Raw genomic sequence first — 23,847 nt, forward strand, 5'->3', positions numbered from 1 at the left:
GATTTGATTGAATACAAACGCTTTTTAAACAATTTATAGCTTATGGTACAATTTTTGACCATGTTCCTGATAAGCGGTTTTCATGGCTTTGAGACCTGATTCTACCTCTGCATCTACTTGCTCTGTTTTGTTCGCAGCATTTTGATTTTGTGCATAATCTCTCACATTTTGCGTGATTTTCATGGAGCAGAACTTCGGTCCGCACATTGAACAGAAGTGTGCAGATTTATGCGCTTCTTTTGGCATGGTTTCATCATGCATGCTGCGTGCGGTATCTGGGTCAAGGCTCAGGTTAAACTGATCTTCCCAGCGGAATTCAAAACGTGCTTTAGATAAGGCATTGTCACGTGCTTGCGCGCCCGGATGTCCTTTGGCAAGGTCAGCCGCATGTGCTGCAATTTTATAGGTGATGATGCCGTCTTTGACGTCTTTTTTGTTTGGTAAGCCCAAATGCTCTTTTGGTGTCACATAGCACAGCATTGCTGTACCGTACCAGCCAATCATTGCTGCACCAATGGCAGAGGTAATGTGGTCGTAGCCTGGAGCAATATCAGTGGTTAATGGGCCAAGTGTATAGAATGGTGCTTCTTTACAGACCTCAAGTTGCAAGTCCATATTTTCTTTGACCATGTGCATTGGCACGTGTCCTGGGCCTTCAATCATCACTTGCACATCATGTTCCCAAGCACGGTGGGTCAATTCGCCCAAAGTACGCAGCTCGCTGAACTGTGCTTCATCGTTGGCATCTTGAATACACCCTGGACGTAAACCATCACCCAAGCTGAACGATACGTCATAAGCCTTCATGATTTCGCAGATTTCATCAAAATGTGTGTACAGGAAGTTTTCTTCGTGGTGTGCCAAACACCACTGTGCCATGATTGAACCACCACGTGACACAATGCCTGTTAAGCGGTTAGCTGTGAGGGGTACATAACGCAATAACACCCCTGCGTGAATGGTGAAGTAATCCACGCCTTGCTCTGCTTGTTCAATCAGGGTGTCTTTAAAAATTTCCCAAGTCAGGTCTTCGGCAATGCCATTTACTTTTTCTAAGGCTTGATAAATAGGAACAGTACCAATTGGCACAGGTGAGTTACGGATAATCCATTCACGGGTTTCATGGATGTTCTTACCTGTCGATAAGTCCATGATGGTGTCTGCACCCCAACGGGTTGCCCAAGTCATTTTTGCGACTTCTTCATCAATACTTGAACCCAGTGCCGAGTTACCAATATTGGCATTGATTTTGACCAAGAAGTTGCGACCAATAATCATTGGCTCACATTCTGGGTGGTTAATGTTTGCAGGGATAATTGCACGGCCTTCAGCCACTTCCTGACGTACAAATTCTGGCGTGATTTCAGTTAAGTTTTTAGCCCCGAAGTTTTGACCTGGGTGCTGACGCATATCAACCCCTTCTCGCTGACGCTGGTTTTCACGAATCGCGATATATTCCATTTCTGGGGTGATGATGCCTTGTTTTGCATAGTGCATTTGGGTTACGTTTTTGCCCGCTTTGGCACGACGTGGCTTTTGAATGTGCGCAAAACGAATTTCAGCGGTGCGAATGTCACGTAAGCGTTCTTGACCAAATGCAGAACTCAGGGTTTCTAGTTTTTCAGTGTCTTGACGTTCTTCAATCCAGCTGTCACGAATGTTTGGCAAGCCTTTGTTCAGATTAATTTCAACATTTGGATCGGTATATACACCTGAAGTGTCATACACCATGAGCGGTGGATTGTGCTCACCGCCTAAACCTGTTGGAGTGTCGGTCAGTTCAATTTCACGCATTGGCACCTGAATGTCTGGGCGTGAGCCTTGAATATAGACTTTTTTCGATGCAGGCAAAATGCGGGTTAAATCTTTGGCATCTTGCTCGTGTTGAGCAGAAATGTCAGCAGGGGATAGATTCGTTAATTGGTTCATTGCAATGATCCTGAAGAATGAAATCAACGAATCAAGCACGACCAAAAACATTGCAATTGAGTTGTTGAAACTTTAATAGTTCAACATTAACCGTGTGGCGGGGTTTTTAGGTGGCTTGATTCCTACGCAGGTTTTAACCTGATCAGGTTCAACGGTACTTGGGTTTAAATCTGTGTTGCAGACCTTTGGGCAAACAACAAAGAATGGACACAATCTCAGCGAGGAATTACTCGCGCTCCGTCAAGCTGTATAAATAGTAGCACGTTGTTGGTATAAAAGCAGGCTTCGCGCGGCTTTTATTCTTTGATGCCTAATGACAAGTATTTGAGCTTTAAGCGACTTTGGATAATTAGCGAGTAATACAAACGGCATCACTAAAACAATCGCGTTTTGCATGGATGGAGATGTTCTTTAAATTTAAATATTGATGCAACTGTGCATGTACTAAAGCATCATCGCCATATTCACGCTGTTCACGTGCAGTGGGCTGTGCTGCAATTTCAGTGAGTCGTTGTTCACTGCTCATGTGTAAAAAGGCAAGGAATTTACGCGCTTGCTGTGCTAAGGGAGATTTTTGCAACTTTGCCAGTTTTTTAATTTCAAATAATACGGCAGGTTGGATACTGTATTCATCGACATAATCCTGAGAAACAGGACTGTTGACTGTGCCTTTAAACAGCAGCAAGGCATACACTTCGGCTAGATAACGTGCATCCCGTATAAAGTGACTTTTAGGATAACGCTGCACGTAATCTTCCCAAAATAAGGCGCGTTCAGTCAAATCGGCAGCATCAAGGGTGAGTCCACCATCACGCAGGCTGTGCTGCATATTGTCATTGGCCATTCTTTCAATAAAAATCTGCTCGGCATCGGGCATGTAAGGCGCAAAAATAATGGCTAAGTATTGCGGGCTTCGACGATAAACCAACTGTGCTTCACCTGCATCGTATAGCTCTAAATAGGCTTGTCCCTTATGTTTCAATAAATATTGATCACGCAAGGCAAAGTTTTCAAAATGACTTTGCTGAATGGTCGGATGCTGTGCCATATCAAAAGCGTGTTGGTCAAAGGCAGCTTGTTCTGCAGCGCTGCGTTCTACATGCAAAAAGCGTTGATACATTTGGGTCGAAAGATTGAGCAAATTTAATTGTTCATTCAAAGGCAGCAAGGGTAGGCAGACTTTTAAATCCTGATTAATTTGTTCTAGCGCAAACGTGGTGCGGGTATTGTCAATTTGCTGCATATTGTGCTGAATATTTTCACATATTTGGGTCAAATCCACAGGCTCGCTGGCACTGGCCTGTACCTTTGGTGGTTCAGCTACGGGAGGTGTATCTGAATTTTGGCAGGCGAGCAAATACAGACAACTGCCAAGCAGTAGGGCAAGTTTACTGGCGCGAAGAAATTTAACCATTACAGCAATTCAACATGAGTATTCATTCATCATCTAGTGCCTTCATTTAGGCACTATGGATTCCAAAAATTCAAAATGAGTCATTCATACCAAAATTCTAAATTTAAAATATCCGCTGTGAGGCACACGGTTTTAGAAGCTTGGGTCGAAGGACGAGGGGAGAGCTTGCATTGTAAAGTCAAAGCCACGGAGTAAATTGTAGTATTCTGCTAGAGTTTGGTTACATGCCTGTGAGTAAGTACCACTTTATGCAGCGATTGTTAGCACGTGTATGGCTTTGCTTAATTATTGCAATGAATTGAAATAATATGAAAAATTATCAAAATTAATGAAAGTCATACGAAAAAAATGCAAATTCGCTTTAGTATGGGCGGTGTAAAAATACATTGCAGTAGGATTGACGAAATTACAGAGTGGGTTGATCGAAAAATAATGAAAAAAATGATGTTAGTGACATGCTTATGTTGGATGAGTTCAAGCGCTTTTGCTTTGGATTTAATGCAAGCCTATCAGCGTGCTCAAAATAGCGATCCGACTTGGCGCGCACAGCAATTACAATATCAGGCCGATCAATTAAATTTAGGGCTTGCGCAAGGCAATTTACTGCCAACTGTGACTCTGTCGGGCAATATCACCCGTAAAAGTCAGGAAATGAGTCGAGTCAATATTGCCAGTTCCTCGCCAGAGCTTTTAAGCAGTTCATCTTCAACTTCACGTCAAGTCGCGTTAACAGCACGTCAGCCTTTATTTCGTTGGGATGCTTGGCAAGCCCTGAAACAAGTCAAAACCTCGTTAAGCCTGAGTGAAGTCACCTTACGTTTACAACAACAGCAACATATTTTGAATGTATCAGAAGCGTATTTTAATGTGCTGAGACAGCAGTCTTTAACAACAGCATATTTACAAGAAGAAAAAGCTTTGTTGGAACAGCTCAATATGATGAATGCCAAACTGCGTGAAGGTTTGGTGGCTAAAAGTGAAGTCAGTGAAGCCAATGCGCAATATCAAAATGCACGAGCGAACAGGATTGGAACACATGTGCAGTTGGTTTTGGCACAAGAGCAGTTGGCACAATTGATTGGGCCATATCAAGAAAGTTTGGCAGTTTTGCGAGATGACTTTCAATTTCAAAAACCTGTGCCTGAAAGTTTAGAGGCATGGTCGCAATTGGCACAAACTCAAAATTTGGCTATTCAACAGGCACGTTTGCAGCGACAATATGCCGAAGATGCACGTCGGGTTGAACAAGCAGCACGTTATCCGCAGGTAGAAGCTGTGGGCAGTTATGGTTATGCCAAACAAAGCCCTGAAAGTATCATGTCGCCCGATGGTCAGTTCGACCAGGTCGGGATTGAAATGAACTGGAATGTGTTTAGCGGTGGGCGGGTCAATAAAAATGTGCAAAAAGCAGTGGTTTTGGTACAAAAATCTGAAGCCGAGCTAGATGCAGCAATCCGTAAAGCCAATACCGATGTGAAACAGGCATATTTACAAGTCGAAACTGATCAAGCCAAATTGCAGGCGCGACAGGCTGCAATGAATTCAGCAGATTTAGTGGCACGAGCATCCAAAGCGCAATATCAGGAAGGTTTAAAAACCATGGTGGATGTACTGTTGGCACAGCGTAACGCCTTTTCTGCCAAGCAGGATTATCTCAATGCACAGTATGACTATTTGAAGCATGTGTTACAGTTGAAAGCAGCCGTTGGGCAATTGACTGAACAAGATGTGCAGGAAATGAATGCTTGGTTGATTCGGAAAGCCATATAGGGTCTGTTGACATTTCATAAATGGCTTGCGCTGTAGGCTAAAACTGAGCAGATCAGGCATGAAACGCAGGGAATAGCGAGACTATTGCCAAGTTTCATAACGCAATCTGAGAAAGTTTTAGCCACATGAGCAAGAACAAAGCGTTGCTTTGTTTGCTGCGCAAGGGGGCGAGCATATTTTTGCTACTATTGCTTTATGAGTCAGTCATTTAGAATGACTAAATTTCCTGTCCCATGCCTTATATCAGCTAAAAAATATGCGTTGCCGCAAACATAGACGAAATGTCAACAGACCCAAGTCATTTTGTCATCTGAATGGCTTATGCTGTTTAAAGACAGAAACGATCAGACTTGAGAGTTTGGTGAGAAAATGTCATAAAAACGTCATCATTGCTGTGCTTTAATATTCAATCATTGCGTCAGTCTATCCTTTTGTTGTGGAGTGTATTCCTTGAGTACGAATAATCCTGTGTTAAGTCACCATATTTCTTCTCAGTTCAATGAAGATTTGCAGGATGTAAATACCAAATTTATGGCCATGGGTGGTTTGGTAGAGCAGCAGGTTGCCAACTCGATTCACGCACTCTTGGATACCGATGCAGCCTTGGCGGTAGAAGTTCAGTTCCAAGACAATGTTGTCAATCGCATGGAAACCGAAATTGATGAAGCCTTAACGTTGATTTTGGCGCGTCGTCATCCAGCCGCAATTGATTTGCGTATGGTGATTGCCATGTCTAAAGCCAATACTGACTTAGAGCGTATTGGTGATGAAGCTGCAAAAATTGCCCGTATTGCCCAAAACTTATGTGAAGAAGGTGGTTCGCCACGCGGCTATATGGAAACACGTCATATTGGTAACCAAGTGCGTGTCATGATTCACGATGCACTGGATGCTTTTGCACGTTTAGATGTCGATCAAGCACTGCGTGTTTTACTTGCCGATGCCGATATTGACCGTGAATATCAATCTGCAACACGTACTCTAATGACGTATATGATTGAAGATCCGCGTCATATTTCACGTGTGATTAATGTGATGTGGGTGTTACGTTCGTTAGAGCGTATTGGTGACCACGCACGAAATATTTCAGAACAAGTGATTTATATGGTCAAAGGTTTTGACGTACGTCATACCAGTGTCAAAGAAATTGAAGAAAAAGTACAGGAACGCTAAGTTCAGCTTTTTTGAATATTCAGCCTCATCTAATGATGGGGCTTTTTTTATGGCTTGAAACAGCCGAAATTTTGGATAAAAAAAATCTCAGACTTTGGGGGAAATCTGAGATTGAAATCGGGGATATTTATTATAGTGAGAGATAATTGCTTATCTCCTTGAAAATAAGTATAGGAAAATCACACTCAAGAATCATGTGGTTTATTGTAGTGGAATGTAGCGTTTTATATACAAATGTATTTTTAAATTACATTATTTTTAGTGTGATTATTTTTAAAACTATTCTTTTTGAAATCAATAATTAATCTATTGTTAAGTGTTTTGTTGTGACTATAAAACATACGCTTCAATCGAGAAATAAAAATAGGAAATTAGCTTAATTTTTTGAATCTATTTTCATTTATTTAAAACATTGTTGCGGCAACTCATAATCACAAATGGCATAAAAAAAGAGCCTTCATAAAGACTCTTTTAATTGTAAAATAAACAAGGTTTGAATTTTCCAAAATGAAAAAACAGTACTTGGATTAGTTTTGAGGTTTTAAGCCTTCTGCGACTTCCAAACTGGCATCATTGTTGAGAAACTTCTCACGTTGTTCTTCCAAAAACTTTTTCGCTTCAGGTTCAAACACATTTAAACGCTTTTCATTAATGAGCGTAGTTTGGTGTTTGAGCCATTCCTGCCAAGCCTGTTTAGATACCGTTTCAAGTAATTCTTGACCTTTGGCACCCGGAAAAGGAGCGAAATCCATCGCTTCCATGTCGGTTTGATATTTACGACAAAATACTTGTTTAGACATCTCTCACTTCCTGATTATGCATAAAGTTGAGCAAGACGTGTTTGAGCACGTTCAATTGCCGCTGCAACTTGTGCAGGCGCTGTACCGCCAATATGATCACGTGCATTTACAGAGGCTTCAAGGGTCAGTGCTTTTTCAAATACATCAGCTTGAATTAAATCTGAGAATTGCTGTAATTGTTCTAGGCTAAGTTCAGACAAGTCTTTGCCTTCTTGTACGCCCAATGCTACGGCTTTACCTACAATTTCATGTGCATCGCGGAATGCCACGCCATTTTTTACTAAGTAATCTGCAAGGTCAGTTGCCGTAGAGAAACCACGTAATGCAGCTTCACGCATTTCTGCAATGTTTGGTACTAAAGCAGGAATCATATCGGCAAATGCCATGAGCGAGCCGCGCACGGTATCAATGGCATCAAACAAAGGTTCTTTGTCTTCTTGGTTGTCTTTGTTGTAGGCAAGCGGTTGACCTTTCATCAGGGTCAACAGACTCATTAAATCGCCATAAACACGACCTGTTTTACCGCGCACCAATTCTGGTACGTCTGGGTTTTTCTTCTGCGGCATAATGGATGAGCCAGTGCAGAAACGGTCTGGAATATTCACAAATTTGAACTGTGCCGATGTCCATAAAATCAGTTCTTCAGACATGCGCGACAAGTGCATCATAATTAAAGATGCAGCAGCGTTAAACTCAATTCCGAAATCACGGTCTGATACAGCATCTAACGAGTTTTCAGATACAGCTTCAAAGCCCAACAATTCTGCGGTAAAAGCACGGTCAATTGGGTAAGTGGTACCTGCCAAAGCGGCAGAACCCAAAGGCATACGATTAACACGTTTGCGGCAGTCAATTAAACGCTCAGAGTCACGTACCAACATTTCGAACCATGCCATAAGGTGATGACCAAAAGTCACAGGCTGTGCGGTTTGTAAATGAGTAAAACCAGGCATAATGGTGTGGGTGTTTTTGGCTGCCAAGCTTAAAATGCCGTGTTGTAATTTTTTTAATAATTCTAAAATGGCATCAATTTCGTCACGGACATACAAACGAATATCGGTTGCCACCTGGTCGTTACGGCTACGACCTGTATGTAATTTTTTACCTGTAATGCCAATACGTTGAGTAAGGCGTGATTCGATGTTCATGTGGACATCTTCAAGGTCAATACGCCATTCAAATTGACCTGCTTCAATTTCAGCCTGAATGGTATTTAAACCTTGAATAATATCGTCACGCTCTTCAGTCGTAAGTACGCCTACTTTGGCAAGCATCGTTGCATGCGCAATTGAGCCAGCAATATCTTGTTTATAAAAGCGTTGGTCAAATTGAACAGATGCTGTAAATTCAGCAACAAAAGCATCAGTCGCTTCAGAGAAACGACCGCCCCACATACCCGAAGTTTGGGCTTGTGACGGATTTGAGGAATTAGAAGATGTGGTCATATCGGCTCAATAAAGTAAAAAGCGGTGATTTGGACAAGAGTATAACAAATTCAGATTCACTTGCCGAAGAACAAGCCAATCAAACTTATGCTGATACGCAGGCAGAACAACATGAGCTGTATTTTTTTACGAAAATAGGACGTTGGCAATATCTAATTGAATTATTTATTGGCAGTAATGCCTTGGCAATGGTTTTGGCACTGGCTGAAGCACAAGGTTGGCACGGCTTAAGTTTTGCTCGGGTGCTGCAATACGTACTCTATATCAATTGGGTGGTGTTGTGTTTTGCGGCCTTGGTGGAGTTTTTTCATGCGCGTTTTTTACGCATGGGCTTGAGTTTATCTTTTTTGGTCAGTTTTTTGCTGCTGCAAGGCATCGTGTTGCTGACCACGCTCAGTTTAAATACCTTGTTGCATTTTGGGCAAAACTTTCATCTACAGCAGTTTGGTATAGATGATCTGTTACAAGGTGTCGGACTGCATTTGAGTTATGGCGTGCTATTGGGTGCGTTTTGCTTTCGTTATATCTATGTCCGAGAACAAGCTATTCAGCAGCGGCATAGCGAATTGCAAGCGCGGGTGCATGCTATGCAGGCCCGTATTCATCCACACTTTTTGTTTAACAGCTTAAATAATGTGATTAGTCTCATTGCCATAGATCCCGATAAAGCCGAGCAAATGTTGCTCAATTTGTCGCGTTTATTTCGTGCCAGTTTGCAAGAATTAAAACTGGTTAGCCTGAAAGATGAGATCGAACTTTGCCAGCGATATTTAGACATAGAACAAATTCGTTTAGGCGAGCGTCTGACCGTGGAATGGAAAATTGAACAACCGCAACTGCTCAGTCAGGTACAAATACCCTTATTAACTTTACAACCCTTGTTAGAAAATAGTATTTTTCATGGAGTTGAAAAAGTTTTAGCAAAGAGTACGATAAGTATATTGATCGAAATATTGCAAAACCAAGTCAATATTGTCATTACAAATCCGTATGTCAGCGATAAAATAAATTTAAGACAAGGACACGGTATCGCGCTACAAAACGTGAAACAGCGTTTACAGGCTTATTATGGGCGCAGTGTCGCTTTTCAAAGTTATGCGGGGAATGGTATGTACACGACGGTGTTGCAATATCGCTATAAATAAAAAAACTTGTGATTGTTCTGATTTTTCTTAACTTGATAAAAATAAAGTATTCAACTGAAAAGGAGGGGAAATGGACATCCTAATTTGTGATGATGAGCCTCTGGCAAGAGAGCGATTATCACGTTTGGTCACTCAATTGGGGCATCATGTGGTGGCAACGGCAGCTCATGGGCAACAGGCGATTGAACTGGCAGATGAACATCAGCCGGATGTCATATTATTAGATATTCAAATGCCGGGAATGGATGGTTTAAGTTGCGCTCAACATTTGCGTGAGCTTGACCCAATGCCAGCCATTGTGTTTTGTACCGCCTACGATGAACATGCACTCGAGGCATTTAAGTCCAATGCGGAAGGCTATTTGTTAAAACCTATTATGCAACAGGAATTGCAACAGGTTTTAGATCATTTAACAAAACTCACGCAAGCGCAGATGAGTCATTTAAAACAAAAAGAAAATATGGACGAATTAAAAATAAAACGTCACCAAATCGCGGCGAAAACCTATCGCGGTGTAGAATTGGTGCCAATAGAAAATATCTACTATTTTTTAGCCGATCAGAAATATGTCACTGTGCGTCATAAAAATGGCAGTGTCCTGATTGATGAAACGCTGAAAGATTTAGAAACCGAGTTTGGTGATCAGTTTATTCGGATTCACCGAAATGCCTTGGTCTCGATTCAGTTTTTGGAGGGGCTAGAAGTGGTCAATTCAGGACAGTATCAGGTACGTTGCCGTGAGCTAGATGAGCGTTTGGCTGTTAGCCGACGACATTTGCCTTTATTGCGAGAACGCATCCAAAAACTCTAATTTGTCAGCATCATCGCAGATGAATACGCAACAGATTGATAAATCGGTAAAGAAATAGACTTGCATTTTTAGGGGATCAGGTTAAGTTTAGATGAACTTATTTATCTTGCTTAGCCACTATGATGAAAACCCTGAAAATTGCAACTCGACAAAGCCCGCTTGCGTTATGGCAGGCTGAACACATTCGTGCCCGCTTAGAGGCGATGCATGCCGATTTAACTGTTGAGTTGGTGACCTTTGTCACGCAGGGCGATAAAATTTTAGATACCCCATTGGCAAAAATTGGGGGGAAGGGCTTATTTGTCAAAGAATTAGAAGCCGCCTTAATGGATGGTCGTGCCGATTTAGCCGTACACTCTATGAAAGATGTACCCATGGCATTGCCTGAAGGTTTGAGCTTGGCGGTCATTTGTGAGCGTGAAGACCCGCTTGATGCCTTTGTATCGAATCACTATGCCAGTTTTGCAGATTTACCACAGGGCGCTAAAGTTGGAACTTCAAGCTTGCGCCGTAAATGCCAAATTTTGAAAGCGCGCCCAGATATAGAAATTATAGATTTACGTGGCAATGTGGGTACGCGCTTGTCTAAGCTAGATGATGGTCAGTATGACGCGATTATTTTAGCCAGTGCAGGATTAAAGCGTTTGGGCTTGGCAGAGCGTATTCGTCATACCATTCAGCCTGATGTGAGCTTACCTGCCGTTGGGCAAGGGGCTTTGGGTCTGGAATGTCGTAGCCAAGATCAGGCGGTGTTGGATTTAATTTTGCCGTTAATGCATGCCGAAACCAATGTCTGTGTACGTGCCGAACGTGCTTTTAATGCCTACTTGGAAGGCGGTTGTCAGGTGCCAATTGCAGGCTACGCAACTTTGCAGAATGGTCAGTTGCAGATTGAAGGTCGTGTTGGTAGTGTCGATGGGCAAACCATTCTTAAAGCTGTGCAATATGGCGCACCTGAACAGGCTGAAATGCTAGGTGAAGAATTGGCAAAAGCTTTATTGGCACAGGGTGCGGGCGAATTACTCAAAGCCCTGTATCAATAATTCATATTGCACCAGAAGCCCATGCTCTTCATTAATACCCGACCTCAAGATCGTGCAGAGGCCTTAACTCAGGCTTTGCAACAACAGCATATTGAGGTCATTGATTTGCCCTTGTTGCAGCTTTCTGCACAGCCGTGGTCGGAGCAACTGGCTAATTTATATGCCCAGTTGCCTCACACGCATATTATTGTGGTGGTTAGTCCGACTGCTGTCGATATTGGGATGCAATATTTAGCCCGAAGCCAAATATCATTGCAGGATTTGCAGCATATACGTTGGGTGGCTGTGGGTGAGAAAACAGCAGAAGTTTTACGTGGATATGGTCTTTACAGCGAAGTCCCGCAGGTTGAAACTTCCGAAGGGATGCTGAGTTTGCCGTGTTTGCAAAATTTGAAAGTCGGCACACACATTGCCTTTTGGCGTGGCGAGGGCGGACGGCAATTTATGATGCAAACACTGCTTGATCAGGGGATGCAGATCCATAATTTTGTATTGTATCGGCGGGAGTGTCCTGCCAGTTCTATTGAAAAAATGCAGGCAGTACGCGCACGTTTAATACAATCTTCAGAATTTATCATGATGATCAGCAGTGAAGCCAGTTGGTTAAACTGGCTAAGCTTAATTCAGCGGGATTTCGATCTACTGAACAAAGGTCATTATTGGGTATTGGGTGATCGTTTAGAGAAAATTTTGCTCGATTATCAAACGCAGCATCATACAAAATATAACGTATTCAAGTTGACCCATTTAAAAACAGAATTAATATTGCAGCAAATGATGCGCATGCAAGGAAAACTATGAAAAAACTGGTTGTGATAGTGGTGTTGATCGCTTTGGTCTGGATCGTCAAATTAAGTTTTGATGTGATGCAAATTTCAGCGCAACAACAGCAACTCAGTCAAAGTTTGCATCTTGCAGAAAAAACCAATGCCAATTTAAATGATCAGTTGGTGGCTTTGCAGCGCCGTAATTATACCCAAGATGCGCCAGAACAGTCCGCAGTATCCAGCGCTGTGCAGCAAGAAGATGCGATTCAACCAGTAGATATGGTGGCGCAGCAATTGGACTTGGTGGAATTTTCCTTACAACAACAACAGTTTCACTATGCGACTGAAAAACTGGCAAATTTAGATCGTGAGTTGAACGAATATGCTTTAGCCCCTGCTTTGAAACAAAGTTTGCACCAAGTCATTCAGCAAGATCAGAAACAAATTCAACAATTCATAACAACACGTGATGCGCAATATCAACAAGTAAGTCAGTTGTTGCAACAGTTAGATCAACAATTAAAACAGCAAGCTCAACAGCCTGAGCTGAACCCTGCCGATGTCGATGATCGTTTTTTTTGGCAAAAATGGCTGAGTATTGAATCTGCCAAGCAACCTGCGACACAGTTGATGCAGCGCCAGATTATTTTAAAAGAAGCACAATTGCGTCTATTGCTGGCTCGACAAATCTTTATACAAGGTCAATATGTGCAATATCAACAAGAAGTGAATGACATTATTCAGTTATTACAACAATTGCCTGATCAGAAAGCACAGCAATTGGTTCAGCAATTAGAAAAAATTAAAAATTTAAATATCGTTCCAACGCCAAGTTTAAAAACACGTGCTTTATTGGGGGCGGTATAAATGAAACAGATTTTACTCGCCTATGTGGTGGTCAGTATTGTACTGGTCGCTTTGCTGAGCGTACTGAGTTATGGGCATGGTTCAGGCTATGTTTATGTGTATTGGCGCGAATGGCAATTGCAAACCAATATTTGGTTGTTGTTGTTCTTTTTCTTGTCGATTAGTGTTTCGCTACAAATTTTATGGTTGTTGTTAAAGCGCTATTTTAGCCGTGAACAGCGTAAGGTTGAAACAGTATTTAACTTTAAAAATCTGCATCCATATGAGCAATTGGCGGTCATTTGGTTGCTAGATGCTGCAGAAGATCAATACCAGTTTATTCGACAGGTGTTTGCCCAGTCAGGTTTGCTCAAAGGAGTGATGGAAGCACGTATGCACTCCATCCAACAGCAATATCCGCAAGCGTTGGCTGCCTTAAATCAAAGCAGTGCCATGGCGTTTGAGTTGGCAGAAATACAGCGTATTGAAATTTATTTAGCGCAGCAACAACCTGAACAAGCTTTGACGCATTTAGAGTTTTTGAATCAGCACGAATTATCGCCGTGGTTATTTAAAGTCAAAACGGCTTATCAAAAACGTTTAATTGCCTTGTGGGGCGAATTTGCCACGCAATATCCTTGGCATTATTTACGTTCGACCAAATACGGGCATTTAGATGCAGACACCAAGCAAAAGTGGCTGACTGAGTTATTAACCCAATTTGAGCAGGCTGATGCAGAAAATTTACAGGCTTTGCAGCAGCGTTATAGTGATTTAAGTGAGCAGATTTTCAGTCAGTCTTATGCCATTCAGGTGTTGTGGTTGAAGTTATTGTCGCGTCTGCCTGATTTGGCCGCACAACATGAACGTCTTGCGGTACAGATGTTGAGTGAACAGTTTAATCAGGAAGTGTTTTATTTATGGTTCCAACAGCAGTTGTTAAAACAACAACCTGATTATGCCAAAATTGAAAAGCAAATAAATCTGTGGGAACAGAAATACCCTGCATTACCTGTATTTAGTTTTGCCAAATGGCATATTTTTACAGCAACAGCGCGTTATTCAGAAGCCGAGCAATTACTGGATTTATATCCTGAACACGTATTAATGAGTTATTTAAGAGTTAAATCTAATTTAAAAGATCAGCCTGAATTATTAAAACAGTTAAATTTAATCTTTGAAAATAATTCTAATTTTGTCGAAATTAAAATTTAAGGGTGAGTTGTGTTAACACTAGCAGATTATCCAATTGTTTTTGAGCAGCGTGTTGCATGGGGAGATATGGATGCTTTTGGGCATGTCAATAATGTGATCTATTACCGTTATATTGAAAGTGCGCGTTTATATTATTTAGACCATTTAAAAATTTTACAGCAAGATGTTTTGACTGTGATTGCCTCAAATCAGTGCAAATATATACGTCCTGTGGTTTATCCTGATATTTTAAAAATTGGCGTTCGGGTAGAAGAATTGCGTAATAGTGCCATGCGTATGCATTATTTAATCCACAGTGAAGCACAGCAAATGGTGGTGGCAGAGGCAGATGCGGTGATTGTATGTGTAGATCGCGTCAATATGCAAAAAACCTTAATCCCTGAAAATGTACGCGCGGGTATTCATAAAATAGAAAAAACCGTACAGCATATTCTTGATTAAATCTTAATAATCAGTTCATAATATGTCCGACTGTTATTTATATGTAGAGTAGTAGATTTTTTATTGACGCTTCGGTTTGATAAAAATAGAATGAATCTGCTTAATTTAATAACTGAATATAAAAAGCATAGTTTTTGGAGTAAGTATGATGCCTGATATTAGCAATTTGTCTGTAGAACAGTTAAAGCGTTTACAAGCTGAAGCGGAAGCATTAATTGCCACGAAAAAAGATCAAGCAATTGAAGATGCCTATAATCAAATTTTAGCGATTGCAGACAATTTGGGTTTAAGCATTGAGCAGATTTTGGAAGTTGGCGAAAGCAAGCGTAAGAAAAGCCCACGTAAAACTGTAGCGCCACGTTATCGTAGCAAAATCAATTCTACAGATACTTGGACTGGTCGTGGTAAAAAACCACGCTGGTTAGTCGCTGAATTAGAAAAAGGCGCAAAACTTGAAGATTTTCTAATCTAAGCTTCATCAATTTGTCATTGATTTGACTTAGAGTTCAAAAACCAAGCAATACGGCTTGGTTTTTTTATCTGTATCAATTGGCGACGCCGAAAAAGTGTGCATAATGTGTGAGTGTTATAAAAAGTCATTCATAGAAAAATTAGTAAGGTTGGTCGTGGTGGCATGATAAAGAAACCCAAATACATCACGTGGTGGATTTTCGCCCTCATTGCATTTTTGTTTTTTGTGTTATTACAAATTCCAGCAGCGTGGTTAATTTCAAAATTTTATAAAAATAATCAGACCTTACATAATGTGAGTGGCAATATCTGGAAGGGGCAAGCCGATTGGCATAAGGGACAGTTACGTGGTTCTTTAAGTTGGAATACACGTCCTTTAGATTTAGTTTTATTGCGTGTCGCTGCCGATGTTGAAGTGCATAGTGGCAATACTAAACTCGAAGGCATTGTTGGCTATCGTTTTGGTAGCGTCTTGGTGCAATCTTTAGATGGGCAAGTTGCGCCAGAAACCTTAAAAAGTATTGTGGATTGGCAGTGGCCAAGTAATGCGATTCAACTCAAAGACATTCATTTGAATTTTAAAAAACAGCAAGGCTTCACCAAAGCCAAAGGACAACTGCAGTGGGCGGGTGGCGAATTGCTGTATCGTTTTGCTCAGCGCCAAGACCGTATGAATATCCCTGCGTTAAAAGGCAGTTTGTCCGATGAAAATGGCAAACTGTTATTTGATATTCGCGATCAACGTGAACAAAAAATGCTGAATATTGCGCTTGATCAAAGCTTGATGCTAGATGTGCAACTCACGCAACGCTTATTGATGAATATCGCCTCTTATGAAGGCAAAGCGGGCTTAGATACCTATGTGATCAGCACTCGCCAACCTCTATTAAAAGGAGGTTTCTAATGCGTACACTCTCTGAACGATTAGGGAATTTGCACTGGAAGCAGTTTGATCGTGCTGCGCCAGTATTTTTAGCTTTTTTGATTTTGTATCTGTGTTGGAAACTGGCGAGTTTATTTTGGTGGGTTGTTGCGCCGCCCCAAGTCATGCAAATTGATCGGGTGGAGTTGGGTTCACAGCAACCACAAATCCCGAATATTACCTCCTTTGCATTGTTTCAAGAACTTGGGCGCAGCAACACTGCCGATGATCAATTAAATATGACTTTGCAAGGTGTAGTGGTTGGGCAGCCGAGTCAGTTTTCTTCTGCGGTCATTAAAGTGAATGAGGTGGCAGAGCGTTACCGTGTGGGTGATGTGATTGATTTGAGTCAGTACCAATTGGCAGAAGTCTACTGGGATCGGGTGATTTTACGTCATAGCAGTGGCGCGACGCGTGAAGTATTGTTTAAAGGTATTGAAAATGGTTTAAATCAACCTATCGCACCTTTAATTCCAAGTGGTAATCAAGCTCCTGTAACTGCACCTACGCAGTCCGCACAACCGAATAATGCCATTGGACAGGCAGTGCAGCGCATACAGGAAGATCGCGAACAATACTTAAAAGAGATGGGTGTTGAAGCAAATACGGGCAATGGTTATGAAGTCACTACACGTACGCCTGCCGCTTTAAGAAATAAACTGGGTTTACAGCCAGGTGACCGTATTTTGTCTTTAAATGGTCAAAACGTTGGGCAAGGGCAAAGCGATGCACAATTGCTTGAACAGGCACGTCGTGAAGGTCAAGTGAGATTAGAAATAAAACGTGGTGATCAAGTGATGACCATACAACAAAATTTTTAAATGGATCGGCATCGTAACCACATGCAGAGACATATTTAGGGTTAGGAAACACAGTAGATTATGGCTTTATTGAATCATGAGCGTCCATTTTGGGCATTACTGGCTGCTGCACCGCTTGTTGCAATGGTGAGTACTGCAAGTCATGCGCAAACCTGGAAAATTAATTTACGTGATGCGGACTTAACTGCATTTATTAATGAAGTGGCCGATATTACGGGCAAGAACTTTGCAGTCGATCCGCGTGTGCGTGGCAATGTCACGGTGATTTCCAACAAAGCCCTGAATAAAAATGAAGTCTATGACCTGTTTTTAGGCGTATTGAATGTGAATGGTGTGGTGGCAATACCATCAGGCAATACCATTCGCCTTGTACCTGACAGCAATGTAAAAAGCTCAGGCATTCCCTATGATGGTCGTCAAAATGCGCGTGGTGACCAAATTGTAACGCGAGTGATTTGGCTAGAAAATACCAATGCCAATGACCTGATTCCTGCTTTACGTCCGCTCATGCCGCAGTTTGCGCATTTGTCTGCGGTCGGGGGCACCAATGCTCTAATCGTGTCTGATCGTGCCAGTAACATTTATCAGTTAGAAAGCATTATTCGTAACCTAGATGGTACGGGGCAAAATGACATTGAAGCGATTAGCCTGCAATCCAGTCAAGCCGAAGAAGTCATTGGCTTGCTTGAGTCGATGAGTTCGACAGGGGCAGCGAAAGATGTTAAAGGTTCGCGTGTGCGTATTGTGGCGGACAACCGTACCAATCGTATTATCATCAAAGGCGATACCGCAACACGTAAACGCATTCGTCAAATGATTGAAATGATGGATGTGCCTGCGGCAGATCGTTTGGGTGGTTTGAAAGTTTTTCGCTTGAAATATGCCAGTGCACAGAATTTAGCAGAAATATTGCAAGGTCTGGTTTCAGGACAGGCGGTGAGCAGCAGCTCTAATGCAAATAGCAACAGTAACAACAACAGTGCTAGTAATTTAAGCAGCACCAATAACAACACAGGTAATTCATCGACTATTTCCACCCCAAGTATTAATTTGGGTGGCAGCTCGAATAGCAACAATCAAAACAACATCACCAGTTTTAATGGTAATGGTGTCAGTATTATTGCCGATGGCTCGCAAAATGCTTTGGTGGTCAAAGCCGATCCGCAGTTGATGCGTGAAATTGAATCGGCCATTCAGCAACTAGATACCCGTCGTCAACAAGTGTTGATTGAAGCTGCGATTATAGAAGTGGAAGGTACCGATGCCGACCAATTGGGTGTGCAGTGGGCATTGGGCGATTTAAGCAGCGGTATCGGTCTAATTAATTTTGACAATATTGGTGCAAGTTTAAAAAATGTTGCTGCAGGCTATTTAACTGGTGGTGCAGCAGGCGCAGGCAGTGCGATTGGTGCAGGTACGTCATTGGTGTTGGGTGATTATCGTGAAGGTCGTGATGGTTCACGCAAGCTATATGGTGCGATGATTCAGGCCTTGAAGGAAAAAACCAAATCCAATTTATTGTCTACGCCATCTATTGTGACCATGGACAATGAAGAAGCCTATATTGTGGTTGGTGAAAACGTTCCTTTTGTAACAGGTTCATTATCTACCAATGGTGGTGTGGCAAATCCGTATACCACTATTGAACGTAAAGATGTCGGGGTTACTTTAAAAGTCGTGCCACATATTGGTGAAGGCGGAACACTACGCTTGGAAGTTGAACAAGAAGTGTCAGATGTCAAAGCCAATAAAGGTCAGGCGCAGGATTTAGTCACCAGCAAACGCGCAATTAAAACTTCTATTTTGGCCGAGCACGGACAAACCATTGTCTTAGGTGGCTTAATTTCTGATAACTCGGTTTATAGTCGTCAGGCTGTGCCAGGTTTGGGTGCTATTCCAGGGTTGGGGCGTTTATTCCGTTCCGATGGTCAATCTAATCAAAAACGTAATTTATTGATTTTTATTCACCCAACCATTGTGGGAGATAGTCAGGATATTCGCCGTATTTCGCAGCAGCGTTATAGCCAATTGTATAGCCTTCAGTTGGCAATGGATGCCGATGGTAGCTTTGCTAAACTGCCTGAGAATGTTAGCGATGTTTATCAGCAGCGTTTGCCTGTATCTCGAGTGGCGCCGCAAACAGGAACTTATCAAACCTTACCATCAGCAGTGTCTGCAAACCGCACAGCAACGGTGGTGAGCACCCCTGTTGCGATTGAGCCTGCGGTACAGCGCCAAAACGTAGTTTTGCCGCAGCAGGAAGTCAGCAAAACTAAAAATACAGTCACTACGACCACAATTCGCGCTACACCTTAATCGTATCCTGCGCAGATTGTGGTTGAGGGCATGTTATGATGTCGCCAAATCACACGAGAGAAGTTATTTATGACTTGGAAAATACAAGCAATTAGCGGTGAATTTACTGGCCAAGAAATTAGTATCGACCGTGATATGTTGGTGGGGCGTCATCAAAGTGCAGATTTGGTGCTGCAATCGGCAGAAATTTCACGTAAACATGCGGCTTTTTTACTTAAAGAACAAGCGCTGTATGTGCAAGATTTAAATTCTTCCAACGGCACTTTTGTAAATGATTTACGCATTGCCGATGAAACCTTACTTAAAGAAGGTGATATCGTCCAATTTGCCAGCTTAAAGTTTTCGGTACTTGCGCCTGCGGTTGAGTTAGAGCATGCGGTTGATGTTGCTGAAACTGCAGAAAAAGTCACAGCGCAAACAGAAAAAACACCTGCACAGCAAATGAATGAGCAGGGAATGCCTGAATTGAATCAACGTGACAGTTCTGTTCAATTAAACCGAGATGGTATGCCGCAAGGCGTGGCAGTGCCGAAACCAGCACCTATTCCAGAAGGTGTGGATATTCATGCAGTTCCAGCAGAGCCAAAACCTGTGCCTGTCGAGGAGCCTGTTTCTCGTGTGGAACAAGAGAAAGAACAACAGAAAAATGCCTCTGTTGGTTTGATTTCACTGATTGTTTTGGTGATTTTGGCGGTTTTGGCTTGGCTATTGTTTAAATAAGCAGCCTTTGCTTTACAATCAAGGCATGCGAACGCATGCCTTTGTTCATTTAGGGGGGAGAATGTCTATTACTCAGCTTGATACGCGTCAAGTCATTTTATTTGATTTAGATGGCACCTTGGTCGATTCTGCGACAGATTTATACCGCGCCATGAACATGAGTTTAAATGCGCTGCAACTGCCTTTGGTAACATTGGAGCAAGTGCGAACTTGGGTGGGGAAGGGAACTGCGGTATTTTGCAATAGTGTCTTATCGCACTTAATGGGCGAAGTTCACCCTGAACAGCAACAACAGCTACTGAACACCTTCTTAGAAATTTATAATGCCGATCCGTGTATCGACACACAACCATTCCCGGGCATTATTGAATTTTTGGACTGGGCAAAAGCACAACAAAAAACCTTAGTTTGTGTGACTAATAAACCTGAGCAGCCAGCTCGTGCCATTGTTGAAGCATTAGAGATGCAACACTATTTTGATGATGTGATTGGTGGAGATCGCTTTGAGGAGCGTAAACCACACCCGCGTCAATTGCTGCATTGTGTTGAGCATTATCAGGTGGAGAAGTCTCAAGTCTTGATGATTGGTGATTCTTCTAATGATGTTGAAGCCGCGCGTCGAGCGGGGATTGATTGTATTGTAGTCAGCTACGGCTATAATCATGGTGAGCCGATTGCCAATTGTCAGCCACAACAAATTGTGGATAATTTAACTGAATTGTTAAATATTTAAGTGCTTAAAACTTCGCGCTAATTGCTATAAAGGATATCAATATGAGTCAGGCTGTAATGCCCATATTTCGATGGCGACGCTAGTCAATCTACAACCGTCCTTCACTTCGTCTTATCGAAAACATTGCTACATCGAAATATAGAGAGCTCCACATGACCACTCAGACTCAATTTGAACAACTTAAAGCAGCAGGCTACAACCTCATTCCTGTATATCGCCAGCGTTTGGCTGATACCGAAACTCCATTGTCGGTATTTGCGCGTTTGAAGCAGCATCAACAAGCTTATTTGTTTGAGTCTGTAGAAGGCGGTGAAAACTGGGCGCGTTATTCAATTATTGGTTTGGGTGAATCTACAGTTTTCTCCTGCAATGCGGGTGAACTCACCATCCAACACGCCGATGGTTCAATCGAAAAACAAACTTGTGCGCAGCCGTTTCAGTATATCCGCGATTTTCAGGCGCAATTTAAAGTACCTACACAAGCCGACTTGCCTGAATTGCCAAGCTTTACAGGTGGTTTGGTGGGTTATTTTGGTTACGATGCAGTGCGTTATATCGAACCTCGTTTAAAGAATGTGCCTGCAGAAGATCCAGTCGGTTTACCTGATATTTGGATGATGTTGTCTAAAACAGTCATCGTATTTGATAACTTAAAAGATACCTTGTTCTTAATTGTGCATGCTGATGCGGCGCAGGCAGATGCTTATACTCAGGCGCAGCAACAACTCGATGCACTAGAAGAAATTTTAGCAACCCCGATTAGCCTAAAAGCAGAAAAACATACGCCACCACATTTTGAATCGCTTACAGGCAAAGAAAAATTCTTGGCGACCATTGATACCGTCAAAGAATACATTCGTGCAGGCGATGTTATGCAAGTAGTGCCTGGGCATCGCATGGTGTCAGATTTTGATGGTGAGCCGTTGCAGGTTTATCGTGCTTTACGTCATCTCAACCCATCGCCGTACTTATTCTTGGTGCAAGGCAAAACTTTAGGTGATGATCAGCCGTTTCATATTGTCGGTTCATCACCTGAAATTTTATCACGTTTAGAAAATGGCATTGCCACCGTGCGTCCTTTAGCAGGTACACGCCCGCGCGGTAAAACCAAAGAAGAAGATTTAGCGCTTGAGCAAGATTTATTGTCGGATGAAAAAGAAATTGCCGAACATTTAATGCTGATTGACTTGGGGCGTAATGATGTCGGGCGTATCGCCAAAATTGGTAAAGTACAAGTGACTGATCAAATGGTGATCGAGCGTTATTCGCATGTGATGCATATTGTGTCCAATGTGCAAGGTGAAGTGCGCGATGATGTCGATGCTTTGGATGTTTTTCAGGCAACTTTCCCTGCAGGGACGCTTTCGGGTGCACCAAAAATTCGTGCCATGGAAATTATTGATGAAGTTGAGCCTGTAAAACGTGGTGTTTTTGGTGGCGCTGTTGGTTATTTAGGCTGGCATGGCGAAATGGACATGTCGATTGCGATTCGTACCTGTGTTATTCGTCAAAATAAGGTCTATGTACAGGCAGGCGCAGGTCTAGTTGCGGACTCAAATCCTGAATCTGAATGGAATGAAACCCAAATAAAAGCTCGCGCAGTGATCAAAGCGGTTGAATTATCATCAAATGGATTGATTTTATGAGTTTTTAGCGTTTTTTTTGAAAAAAACACTTGCACGGATTTCAAGTTTTGCTAAACTGCACACCGTTCCGATACGAAACGTACGAAACACTAAGAAACGCCGGCATAGCTCAGTTGGTAGAGCAACTGACTTGTAATCAGTAGGTCCACAGTTCGAATCCGTGTGCCGGCACCATCTTAGAGAGTTCGAGTTGTTAAGTAAAGAACGAACACTGAGTAAGTGTGAAAATGGTGGGATTCCCGAGCGGTCAAAGGGAGCAGACTGTAACTCTGCCGCGTAAGCTTCGAAGGTTCGAATCCTTCTCCCACCACCATTAACTTCGATAGAAGTGGTAATTACCAACATAGATGCGGGAGTAGCTCAGTTGGTAGAGCGGCAGCCTTCCAAGCTGCATGTCGCGAGTTCGATCCTCGTCTCCCGCTCCATCGAAGGATTTGTCGCTCTTATAGCTCAGTGGTAGAGCACTCCCTTGGTAAGGGAGAGGTCTCGAGTTCAAATCTCGATAAGAGCTCCAGATACAGTTTAGCGATTATTCGCACAAGATTTTCAAAAAGCAGGCTTATTAGTCTGCTTTTCAAGTATTAGGTGTCTAGTTTTTTAGGCGATATGTCGGGGCAGAGTTTTACTCAGCATTGTGTTCGACGTAAACGAGGAAGATGAACATGGCTAAGGCTAAGTTTGAACGTAATAAGCCACACGTTAACGTGGGCACAATCGGTCACGTTGACCATGGTAAAACAACTTTAACAGCTGCGATTGCTACAGTATGTGCACGTAAGTTTGGTGGTGAAGCGAAAGATTACGCTGCTATCGACTCTGCACCAGAAGAAAAAGCACGTGGTATTACAATTAATACTTCTCACGTAGAATACGACTCTCCAACTCGTCACTACGCGCACGTAGACTGCCCAGGTCACGCCGACTATGTTAAAAACATGATCACTGGTGCTGCTCAGATGGATGGTGCGATCCTTGTTTGTTCAGCGACTGATGGTCCAATGCCACAAACTCGTGAACACATCCTTCTTTCTCGTCAGGTAGGTGTACCTTACATCATCGTATTCTTAAACAAATGCGATATCGTAGACGACGAAGAGTTAATCGAATTAGTTGAAATGGAAGTTCGTGAACTTCTTTCTACTTACGACTTCCCAGGCGACGACACTCCAGTAATCCGTGGTTCAGCACTTGCTGCACTTAACGGTGAATCAGGTCAATATGGCGAAGATGCTGTAGTTGCTCTTGTTGAAGCGCTTGATACTTACATCCCAGAGCCAGTACGTGCAATCGATCAAGCATTCTTAATGCCAATCGAAGACGTATTCTCTATTTCTGGTCGTGGTACAGTAGTAACTGGCCGTGTAGAAACTGGTATCGTGAAAGTAGGCGAAGAAGTTGAAATCGTTGGTATCAAAGACA

Annotated in this window: 21 protein-coding genes, 4 tRNA genes and 1 riboswitch; of the genes, 21 read left to right on the plus strand and 4 right to left on the minus strand. The window is 42.4% G+C overall.

The window, feature by feature from the left end:
- Positions 1-33: 33 nt before the first annotated feature.
- Both thiC and FTV41_RS09850 read right to left on the minus strand, forming a co-directional pair.
- Positions 34-1,929 carry a phosphomethylpyrimidine synthase ThiC gene (gene thiC, locus FTV41_RS09845; RefSeq protein WP_179988993.1) on the minus strand — a complete coding sequence of 632 codons (1,896 nt, stop codon included), beginning with the start codon at positions 1,927-1,929 and terminating at the stop codon, positions 34-36.
- Positions 1,930-2,031: 102 nt separating this feature from the next.
- Positions 2,032-2,179, minus strand: a riboswitch (TPP riboswitch).
- A gap of 99 nt (positions 2,180-2,278) precedes the next feature.
- Positions 2,279-3,343, minus strand: a complete 1,065-nt coding sequence (locus tag FTV41_RS09850; RefSeq protein ID WP_154321140.1) for a hypothetical protein — start codon at positions 3,341-3,343, stop codon at positions 2,279-2,281.
- Positions 3,344-3,775: 432 nt separating this feature from the next.
- On the opposite strand from FTV41_RS09850, the gene FTV41_RS09855 reads away from it, so the two are divergent.
- Complete coding sequence (locus FTV41_RS09855; protein ID WP_104852922.1) at positions 3,776-5,113, plus strand: TolC family outer membrane protein; 1,338 nt, start codon at positions 3,776-3,778, stop codon at positions 5,111-5,113.
- A 450-nt stretch (positions 5,114-5,563) separates the two neighbouring features.
- Positions 5,564-6,286, plus strand: a complete 723-nt coding sequence (gene phoU, locus FTV41_RS09860; protein ID WP_004975736.1) for a phosphate signaling complex protein PhoU — start codon at positions 5,564-5,566, stop codon at positions 6,284-6,286.
- Positions 6,287-6,813: 527 nt separating this feature from the next.
- Here the strand turns inward: phoU and FTV41_RS09865 are convergent.
- Positions 6,814-7,086: an oxidative damage protection protein gene (locus FTV41_RS09865; RefSeq protein WP_004975738.1), complete on the minus strand. Its 273-nt coding sequence runs from the start codon at positions 7,084-7,086 to the stop codon at positions 6,814-6,816.
- Positions 7,087-7,100: 14 nt separating this feature from the next.
- On the minus strand, positions 7,101-8,531 hold the full coding sequence (gene argH, locus FTV41_RS09870) for an argininosuccinate lyase (protein WP_171458207.1): 1,431 nt from the start codon (positions 8,529-8,531) through the stop codon (positions 7,101-7,103).
- Between argH and FTV41_RS09875 the strand changes: the two genes are divergently transcribed.
- From FTV41_RS09875 to FTV41_RS09965, 19 genes are all read left to right on the plus strand, one after another.
- The gene (locus FTV41_RS09875) at positions 8,522-9,676 is read left to right on the plus strand and encodes a sensor histidine kinase (RefSeq protein WP_179996497.1); all 1,155 of its coding nucleotides are present in this window, start codon (positions 8,522-8,524) and stop codon (positions 9,674-9,676) included. The genes argH and FTV41_RS09875 overlap by 10 nt on opposite strands.
- Positions 9,677-9,746: 70 nt before the next feature.
- A complete protein-coding gene (locus tag FTV41_RS09880; RefSeq protein ID WP_004975743.1) occupies positions 9,747-10,487 on the plus strand; it encodes a LytTR family DNA-binding domain-containing protein in 741 nt (246 codons plus the stop codon).
- 122 nt (positions 10,488-10,609) lie between these two features.
- Positions 10,610-11,530: a hydroxymethylbilane synthase gene (gene hemC, locus FTV41_RS09885; RefSeq protein ID WP_179989750.1), complete on the plus strand. Its 921-nt coding sequence runs from the start codon at positions 10,610-10,612 to the stop codon at positions 11,528-11,530.
- A gap of 21 nt (positions 11,531-11,551) precedes the next feature.
- Positions 11,552-12,331, plus strand: coding sequence for a uroporphyrinogen-III synthase (locus FTV41_RS09890; protein WP_004975746.1), 780 nt, complete (start codon positions 11,552-11,554; stop codon positions 12,329-12,331).
- Positions 12,328-13,164, plus strand: coding sequence for a hypothetical protein (locus tag FTV41_RS09895; RefSeq protein WP_179996498.1), 837 nt, complete (start codon positions 12,328-12,330; stop codon positions 13,162-13,164). Before FTV41_RS09890 ends, FTV41_RS09895 begins: the two co-directional genes overlap by 4 nt.
- Positions 13,165-14,358, plus strand: a complete 1,194-nt coding sequence (locus tag FTV41_RS09900) for a heme biosynthesis protein HemY (RefSeq protein ID WP_179996499.1) — start codon at positions 13,165-13,167, stop codon at positions 14,356-14,358.
- 9 nt (positions 14,359-14,367) lie between these two features.
- Positions 14,368-14,799 carry a thioesterase family protein gene (locus tag FTV41_RS09905; protein ID WP_096901909.1) on the plus strand — a complete coding sequence of 144 codons (432 nt, stop codon included), beginning with the start codon at positions 14,368-14,370 and terminating at the stop codon, positions 14,797-14,799.
- 145 nt (positions 14,800-14,944) lie between these two features.
- Positions 14,945-15,271 carry an H-NS family nucleoid-associated regulatory protein gene (locus FTV41_RS09910; protein WP_004975751.1) on the plus strand — a complete coding sequence of 109 codons (327 nt, stop codon included), beginning with the start codon at positions 14,945-14,947 and terminating at the stop codon, positions 15,269-15,271.
- 162 nt (positions 15,272-15,433) lie between these two features.
- Complete coding sequence (gene gspN / locus FTV41_RS09915; RefSeq protein ID WP_096901906.1) at positions 15,434-16,174, plus strand: type II secretion system protein N; 741 nt, start codon at positions 15,434-15,436, stop codon at positions 16,172-16,174.
- Positions 16,174-17,013: a type II secretion system protein N gene (locus FTV41_RS09920; RefSeq protein ID WP_167845711.1), complete on the plus strand. Its 840-nt coding sequence runs from the start codon at positions 16,174-16,176 to the stop codon at positions 17,011-17,013. The genes gspN and FTV41_RS09920 overlap by 1 nt, the downstream gene beginning before the upstream one ends.
- A gap of 60 nt (positions 17,014-17,073) precedes the next feature.
- On the plus strand, positions 17,074-19,329 hold the full coding sequence (gene gspD / locus FTV41_RS09925) for a type II secretion system secretin GspD (RefSeq protein WP_104852930.1): 2,256 nt from the start codon (positions 17,074-17,076) through the stop codon (positions 19,327-19,329).
- 69 nt (positions 19,330-19,398) lie between these two features.
- On the plus strand, positions 19,399-20,049 hold the full coding sequence (locus FTV41_RS09930; RefSeq protein ID WP_179996500.1) for an FHA domain-containing protein: 651 nt from the start codon (positions 19,399-19,401) through the stop codon (positions 20,047-20,049).
- A gap of 61 nt (positions 20,050-20,110) precedes the next feature.
- A complete protein-coding gene (locus FTV41_RS09935) occupies positions 20,111-20,782 on the plus strand; it encodes a phosphoglycolate phosphatase (RefSeq protein ID WP_179996501.1) in 672 nt (223 codons plus the stop codon).
- A gap of 152 nt (positions 20,783-20,934) precedes the next feature.
- The gene (gene trpE / locus FTV41_RS09940; protein ID WP_167845714.1) at positions 20,935-22,428 is read left to right on the plus strand and encodes an anthranilate synthase component I; all 1,494 of its coding nucleotides are present in this window, start codon (positions 20,935-20,937) and stop codon (positions 22,426-22,428) included.
- Positions 22,429-22,526: 98 nt separating this feature from the next.
- A tRNA-Thr gene (locus tag FTV41_RS09945) sits at positions 22,527-22,602 on the plus strand.
- 55 nt (positions 22,603-22,657) lie between these two features.
- A tRNA-Tyr gene (locus FTV41_RS09950) sits at positions 22,658-22,741 on the plus strand.
- A 36-nt stretch (positions 22,742-22,777) separates the two neighbouring features.
- Positions 22,778-22,853: transfer RNA gene (locus tag FTV41_RS09955), tRNA-Gly, on the plus strand.
- A gap of 14 nt (positions 22,854-22,867) precedes the next feature.
- Positions 22,868-22,942: transfer RNA gene (locus FTV41_RS09960), tRNA-Thr, on the plus strand.
- A 148-nt stretch (positions 22,943-23,090) separates the two neighbouring features.
- A partial coding sequence (locus FTV41_RS09965; RefSeq protein WP_179996502.1) for an elongation factor Tu occupies positions 23,091-23,847 on the plus strand: 757 nt, incomplete at its 3' end.

It is taken from the genome of Acinetobacter sp. YH16051 (assembly GCF_013417135.1).
Lineage (GTDB): Bacteria > Pseudomonadota > Gammaproteobacteria > Pseudomonadales > Moraxellaceae > Acinetobacter > Acinetobacter towneri.